This window comes from uncultured Mediterranea sp. (assembly GCF_902493215.1).
In the GTDB taxonomy this organism is placed as follows: Bacteria; Bacteroidota; Bacteroidia; order Bacteroidales; family Bacteroidaceae; genus Bacteroides.
The window spans coordinates 1-5,571 of the sequence record NZ_CABUOL010000037.1 but is presented as its reverse complement, the minus strand read 5'-3'; the positions used below and the strand labels follow the sequence as shown (position 1 = coordinate 5,571).

General features: G+C 51.7%; 7 protein-coding genes and 1 tRNA gene. 4 read left to right on the top strand and 4 right to left on the bottom strand.

The window, feature by feature from the left end; all coding sequences use genetic code 11:
• Positions 1 to 187 precede the first annotated feature (187 nt).
• A tRNA-Asp gene (locus RDO88_RS13375) sits at positions 188 to 264 on the bottom strand.
• Between the two features lie 171 nt (positions 265 to 435).
• Between RDO88_RS13375 and RDO88_RS13370 the strand changes: the two genes are divergently transcribed.
• Together RDO88_RS13370 and RDO88_RS13365 are read left to right on the top strand one after the other, a co-directional pair.
• Complete coding sequence (locus RDO88_RS13370) at positions 436 to 1,749, top strand: aminotransferase class I/II-fold pyridoxal phosphate-dependent enzyme (protein ID WP_307759825.1); 1,314 nt, start codon at positions 436 to 438, stop codon at positions 1,747 to 1,749.
• Positions 1,750 to 1,887: 138 nt separating this feature from the next.
• The gene (locus RDO88_RS13365; RefSeq protein WP_307759824.1) at positions 1,888 to 2,481 is read left to right on the top strand and encodes a YqgE/AlgH family protein; all 594 of its coding nucleotides are present in this window, start codon (positions 1,888 to 1,890) and stop codon (positions 2,479 to 2,481) included.
• Here RDO88_RS13365 and RDO88_RS13360 read toward each other — a convergent pair.
• From RDO88_RS13360 to recR, 3 genes are read right to left on the bottom strand one after another with little or no spacing between them, the layout of a single operon-like run.
• Positions 2,478 to 3,008 (bottom strand): GNAT family N-acetyltransferase, encoded by a 531-nt coding sequence (locus RDO88_RS13360; RefSeq protein WP_307759823.1) that lies wholly within the window; start codon positions 3,006 to 3,008, stop codon positions 2,478 to 2,480. The genes RDO88_RS13365 and RDO88_RS13360 overlap by 4 nt on opposite strands.
• Positions 3,005 to 3,469 (bottom strand): hypothetical protein, encoded by a 465-nt coding sequence (locus RDO88_RS13355; RefSeq protein ID WP_307759822.1) that lies wholly within the window; start codon positions 3,467 to 3,469, stop codon positions 3,005 to 3,007. Before RDO88_RS13355 ends, RDO88_RS13360 begins: the two co-directional genes overlap by 4 nt.
• Before the next feature lie 36 nt (positions 3,470 to 3,505).
• The gene (recR, locus tag RDO88_RS13350) at positions 3,506 to 4,123 is read right to left on the bottom strand and encodes a recombination mediator RecR (protein WP_307759821.1); all 618 of its coding nucleotides are present in this window, start codon (positions 4,121 to 4,123) and stop codon (positions 3,506 to 3,508) included.
• A 90-nt stretch (positions 4,124 to 4,213) separates the two neighbouring features.
• On the opposite strand from recR, the gene yihA reads away from it, so the two are divergent.
• Both yihA and RDO88_RS13340 read left to right on the top strand, forming a co-directional pair.
• Positions 4,214 to 4,816 carry a ribosome biogenesis GTP-binding protein YihA/YsxC gene (gene yihA / locus RDO88_RS13345; RefSeq protein WP_307759826.1) on the top strand — a complete coding sequence of 201 codons (603 nt, stop codon included), beginning with the start codon at positions 4,214 to 4,216 and terminating at the stop codon, positions 4,814 to 4,816.
• Between the two features lie 13 nt (positions 4,817 to 4,829).
• Positions 4,830 to 5,435 (top strand): DUF4923 family protein, encoded by a 606-nt coding sequence (locus RDO88_RS13340; RefSeq protein WP_307759820.1) that lies wholly within the window; start codon positions 4,830 to 4,832, stop codon positions 5,433 to 5,435.
• Positions 5,436 to 5,571 lie beyond the last annotated feature (136 nt).

The window sequence follows — 5,571 nt, the reverse complement described above, 5'->3', positions numbered from 1 at the left end:
TACGCAAAAACATGATAATCAATGAAGTATTATACATTTCAGGTGCTTTTTTATTATCCCTAAAAAAGGACCCTGAATTTGCACCTGACAAACTTCGTAGAAACGCTATATTCTGCTTACGCCCGGAAACGAAAAAAGCTCTGATTCTGTTGTAAATCAGAGCTTTTCCTAATTTTGCTTTGTAAGCTGGCGGTGCGGACGGGACTCGAACCCGCGACCCCATGCGTGACAGGCATGTATTCTAACCAGCTGAACTACCGCACCATTCTGTTGTTTCGTTGCTATCTCTCTCGATTGCGGTTGCAAAGGTAGAGTTTTTTTTTGATTCTGCAATAGCTTTACCAAAAAAAATTCTTTTTTTTCGTTCAAAGGCCAATTATACAGCTTTTATATTACCTTTGTACTAGTACTTGAATCAAAAATAACAGTAAAATCATGAAAGCAACACCCATCCGACGAGATATCATCGACCGTACAATCGACGAGTTTCATCTGGCAGATTTTGCCAAAGCAACCATCCGTGAAGTAAAAGCCATCGCCGCCCAGGCAGAAGCACAATCGGGCGTGGAGTTCATCAAAATGGAAATGGGCGTCCCCGGACTTCCTCCATCGGCAGTCGGCGTAGAGGCCGAAATCAAAGCTCTCCAGAACGGCATAGCCAGCTTGTACCCCGACATCAACGGACTACCGGCTCTCAAGACGGAAGCGGCACGTTTCGTCAAGGCGTTTGTCAACGTCGACATTGCACCCGAAGGCTGCGTACCCGTAACAGGGTCCATGCAGGGTACATTCGCTTCCTTCCTCACCTGCAGCCAATGCGACCCCAAGAAAGACACCATCCTGTTCATCGACCCCGGTTTCCCCGTACAAAAGCAGCAACTGGTTGTAATGGGACAAAAATATGAGACCTTCGACGTGTACAACTACCGCGGCGACAAGCTGAAGGACAAGCTGGAAAGTTACCTGAGCAAGGGAAATATTTCCGCCATCATCTACTCCAACCCGAACAACCCGAGTTGGGTATGTCTGAAGGATGAGGAACTGCGCATCATCGGCAGCCTGGCCACCCAATACGATGTCATCGTCTTGGAAGATCTGGCCTATTTCGCCATGGATTTCCGCCAGGACATGAGCCAGCCCTTCCAGCCTCCCTACCAACCTTCGGTGGCCCACTATACCGACTACTACATTCTGCTTATCTCCGGTTCCAAAGCCTTCAGCTATGCCGGACAGCGCATCGGAGTGAGCTGCATCTCGGACAAACTGTACCACCGCGCCTATCCGGGCCTGACAGAACGCTACGGCGGCGGTACCTTCGGTACGGTTTTCATCCATCGCGTACTCTACGCCCTCTCGTCGGGCACGAGCCATTCGGCCCAATATGCTATGGCAGCCATGCTGAAAGCGGCCAACGACGGACAATACAACTTTCTGAAAGAAGTAAGCGTATACGGTGAGCGGGCACGAAAACTGAAAGAAATCTTCCTGCGTCACGGCTTCCACCTGGTCTACGACAACGACTTGGGCGAACCGGTGGCCGACGGCTTCTACTTCACCATCGGCTACCCCGGCATGACCAGCGGCGAACTGGCCAAGGAACTGATGTATTATGGTGTAAGCGCCATATCATTGGTTACCACCGGCAGTTCACAGGAAGGTTTGCGTGCCTGCACATCCTTTATCCAGGACCACCAATATAAATTGCTGGACGAACGGATGGCTGTCTTTGCCGAAAATCATCCCGTCTGACAGATACAGACAGAAAGGCGTCAGAACAGAAAGAGGTTTGCCTGCCTCTACCCTGCTCTGACGCCTTTTTCAGACTTTTTTTATAAAAAAAGATACAAACATGCTGCGTATTTGAATATTTATCCTTACCTTAGAGCCATGCCAAACGAGACAGATATATTCAAAATAGAAAGCAACCATGTACTTCCCACACGAGGCAAGATACTCATCTCCGAACCGTTTCTCTGCGACAAGTTCTTCGGACGGTCTGTCGTGCTGATGATTGACCATACCCAGGAAGGAAGCATGGGGCTCGTCATGAACAAGCTGTCTCCCCTGCTGCTGACTGAAATCTTCGACGACCTGCACTGCCGGGAACAGATTCCCATCTATTGGGGCGGACCGTTGGGAACAGATACCATTTTCTACGTACACACACTACAGAACATTCCCCACTCTTTTCAGGTAAAAAAAGGCCTTTACATGAACGGAGATTTCGAAGCCGTCAAGGAATACATCAACCGCGAACAGTCCATCGAAGGAAAAATCCGGTTCTTCATGGGCTACTCGGGCTGGGACAGCGGACAGCTGTTACAGGAAATAAAGGAAAACACCTGGATTGTGTCGCAAACGGACACCGGTTCGCTGATGGATGAAAAAGGATCGGACAACTTGTGGCGAAGCTCCATGAAGGAACTGGGCGGAAAGTACAGAATATGGTCGCGCTTTCCGCAGACCCCCAGCCTCAATTAAGGATGCAGACGCTGAAGCAAGACTACATCTTTATATTGACCACCGGCAAACCACCACTCCTTCAGTATACCACACTCCACAAAGCCGCATGAAGCAAACAGACGACGGCTTGCTTCGTTATCCACCGCCACATGGGCCGTCAGCTGGTGCATGAACAGGAAACCGAACAGATAGTCGCAGAGCAATGCCAACGCCTCTCCAGCATATCCTTTCCCCTGAAAAGACTTGCGGACGGCTATCCCTATCTCGCCACGCCGGTGCATGGGCACGAAGTCGGTCACGTCGACCGTACCTACCCCCTCATCGTCCTCGCAACGTACAATCATCAGACGGAGCTGCTTGTCGGCAAACATGTCACACTGGGAATCTTCGATATACTGCTTCAGCACATACCGTGAATAAGGCACGGTAAAGTTGGTCACATCCCACGTTTCCGGATCATTCTCCATGCGGTAGAGCAACTCCAGATCTTCCGGCTCCATAGCCCTTAGACGCACCAGGCTACCTTGAAAGAAAGATCGGTTCATACTCCTTCCTCCTCTCCGTTTTCAATATGCAGCTCCCGCCGCATACGATCTTCACCCGGCAGGCAGAACAACGATGCCGTCAGGGCAATCAGCCCGCACAGCAACCCCGTCGTACTCAGCATCCCATAATAGGTAAAGAAACCCGCCAACACCGGAAGCGCCAGCAACACCATCCGCAGACCGCTCCAGAAGACATAAAGCTGAAGGGCACGCCCCATGCCGGCCGTATCAATCTTGCGCCGCAGCACCCAGGCAAACAACTTCAGCGACATCGGCACACAGACAGCAGCCAGCAGGATGCAAAGCGTCTCGGCAAAGTACGTGGTACGCACATCGCCGGCATATTCTCCTACCCAGCTGTCGAATGTTTCACCCGCCACAACAATCAATACGGGCAGAAGCCAGAAACCTATATAGAACGCCCGGAGAAACCGGACGGCTTTCTTGATGAGTTCATCCATAATATAAATATTGTATATTCTACATCGAACACCAGCCTACAAAGTACCGTTGAAGGGAGTACGGTTCACAATACTCCGCCCCAGTGTCACCTCGTCGGCATACTCCAGCTCGTCGCCCACCGAAATACCACGGGCAATGACCGACAACTTCACATCCAGCTTCTCCAGCTTGCGGTAAATGTAGAAATTCGTCGTGTCGCCCTCCATCGTGGTACTCAACGCCAGCACCACTTCCTTGATGCCGCCTGCCTTGACCCGCTCCACAAGACTGTCTATCTGCAGGTCGCTCGGACCGATACCGTCCATCGGCGAGATGACACCGCCCAGCACATGATAGAGCCCGTGAAACTGCTGGGTAGCCTCTACAGCCATCACGTCGCGGATATTCTCGACCACACAAACCACGGAAGCGTCGCGTTGCGGACTGGAGCAGATGCGGCACACCTCCGTATCAGAGATGTTGTGGCACACCTTGCAATACTTCACCTCATGCTTCAGCGTGACGATGGCACGCCCGAAAGCCTCGACCGTCGCCGTGTCCTGACGCAGCAGATGAAGCACCAGACGCATGGCCGTCTTTCGGCCCACACCTGGCAACTTGGCAAACTCGCCCACTGCCTTTTCCAGCAAAACCGATGGATATTGTCCGTTCATAGCTAAAAACTTTCACTTTGCGGGCGCAAAGATACGCAAATTAGTACTACCTTTGCAATGGGTATAACACTAATTTTTTTGATAGAGACTATGGAGATAACCAATGCAGAATTCATCATCAGCAACACCGACGTACGTAAATGTCCGGCAGGCGACCTGCCTGAATACGCCTTCATCGGGCGTTCGAACGTAGGCAAGTCGAGCCTCATCAACATGCTGACCGGCCGGAAAGGACTGGCCATGACATCGGCTACCCCCGGAAAGACCATGCTGATCAACCACTTCCTCATCAACCGCAGCTGGTACATTGTCGACCTCCCCGGATACGGATACGCCAAGCGCGGCTTCAAGGGACAGGAACAGATCAGGAACATCATCGAAAGCTACATCCTGCAACGCCCCCAAATGACAAGCCTCTTCGTCCTGATAGACAGCCGCCACGAACCGCAGCCCATCGACCTGCAGTTCATCGAGTGGCTGGGCGAGAACGGTATCCCCTTCTCCCTTGTCTTTACCAAAGCCGACAAGCTGAAGGCCGGCAAGCTGAAGGCCAACGTAGAGAGCTATTTGAAGAAGCTGGAAGAACAGTGGGAAGAACTGCCCCCCTGCTTCGTCACCTCTTCCGAAAGCCGCCAGGGACGCAAGGAAATACTGGACTATATCGAAACCATTAACCGACAAATAAAAGGATGAAAGGAAAAGAATTATGAAGAAATTGAATGTTTTGGGCTGCACAGCCCTCTTCCTGCTGGCCGTCCCTGCCGGCAGCCGCGCACAATCACTGAAAGACCTGTTCAACAAAGAGAACATCGAGAAAGTGGTCAACGCCGTCACCGACAACAAGACAGTACAAATGACGGGCACGTGGAACTTTACAGGCTCAGCCCTGGAATTCGAATCGGACAACCTGCTGCAGAAGGCAGGCGGAGCGGTAGCCGCATCGACCGTCGAAAAGAAGCTCGACGAACAGCTGGAAAAGATAGGCATCACCGCCGGCAAGCTGTCGTTCACGTTCAACGCCGACAGCACCCTCACAGCTACTGTAGGCTCCAAACCGCTGAACGGCACCTATTCCTACGACGCCTCCACACAGAAGGTCAACCTGAAGTTCGCCAAGATTATCGGACTGAACGCCAAGGTAAACTGCACTTCCGGCTCCATGGATCTGCTGTTCAACGCCGACAAGTTGCTTCAGCTGCTCACCTACCTGTCCAGCAAAAGCAGCAACAGCACCCTGCAGACCATCGGTTCGCTGGCCGAAAGCTACGACGGCATGCTCGTAGGGCTGGGATTGGAAAAGAAGGAAAACTGAGAATTTCCAGTTGGAAAATAATTTTTCTCCAGTTGGAGAAAATAAAAAAGAGGTCCGATGTTTGTCGGACCTCTTTTTTGTGAGCGGAAAACGAGACTCGAACTCGCGACCCCAACCTTGGCAAGGTTGTGCTCTA

What these genes read in the sequence shown, in the direction of transcription:
- RDO88_RS13355 (WP_307759822.1), bottom strand. Translation starts at nt 3,469, where the DNA reads ATGGATGAACTCATCAAGAAAGCCGTCCGGTTTCTCCGGGCGTTCTAT.
- recR (WP_307759821.1), bottom strand. Translation starts at nt 4,123, where the DNA reads ATGAACGGACAATATCCATCGGTTTTGCTGGAAAAGGCAGTGGGCGAG.
- yihA (WP_307759826.1), top strand. Translation starts at nt 4,214, where the DNA reads ATGGAGATAACCAATGCAGAATTCATCATCAGCAACACCGACGTACGT.
- RDO88_RS13365 (WP_307759824.1), top strand. Translation starts at nt 1,888, where the DNA reads ATGCCAAACGAGACAGATATATTCAAAATAGAAAGCAACCATGTACTT.
- RDO88_RS13340 (WP_307759820.1), top strand. Translation starts at nt 4,830, where the DNA reads ATGAAGAAATTGAATGTTTTGGGCTGCACAGCCCTCTTCCTGCTGGCC.
- RDO88_RS13370 (WP_307759825.1), top strand. Translation starts at nt 436, where the DNA reads ATGAAAGCAACACCCATCCGACGAGATATCATCGACCGTACAATCGAC.
- RDO88_RS13360 (WP_307759823.1), bottom strand. Translation starts at nt 3,008, where the DNA reads ATGAACCGATCTTTCTTTCAAGGTAGCCTGGTGCGTCTAAGGGCTATG.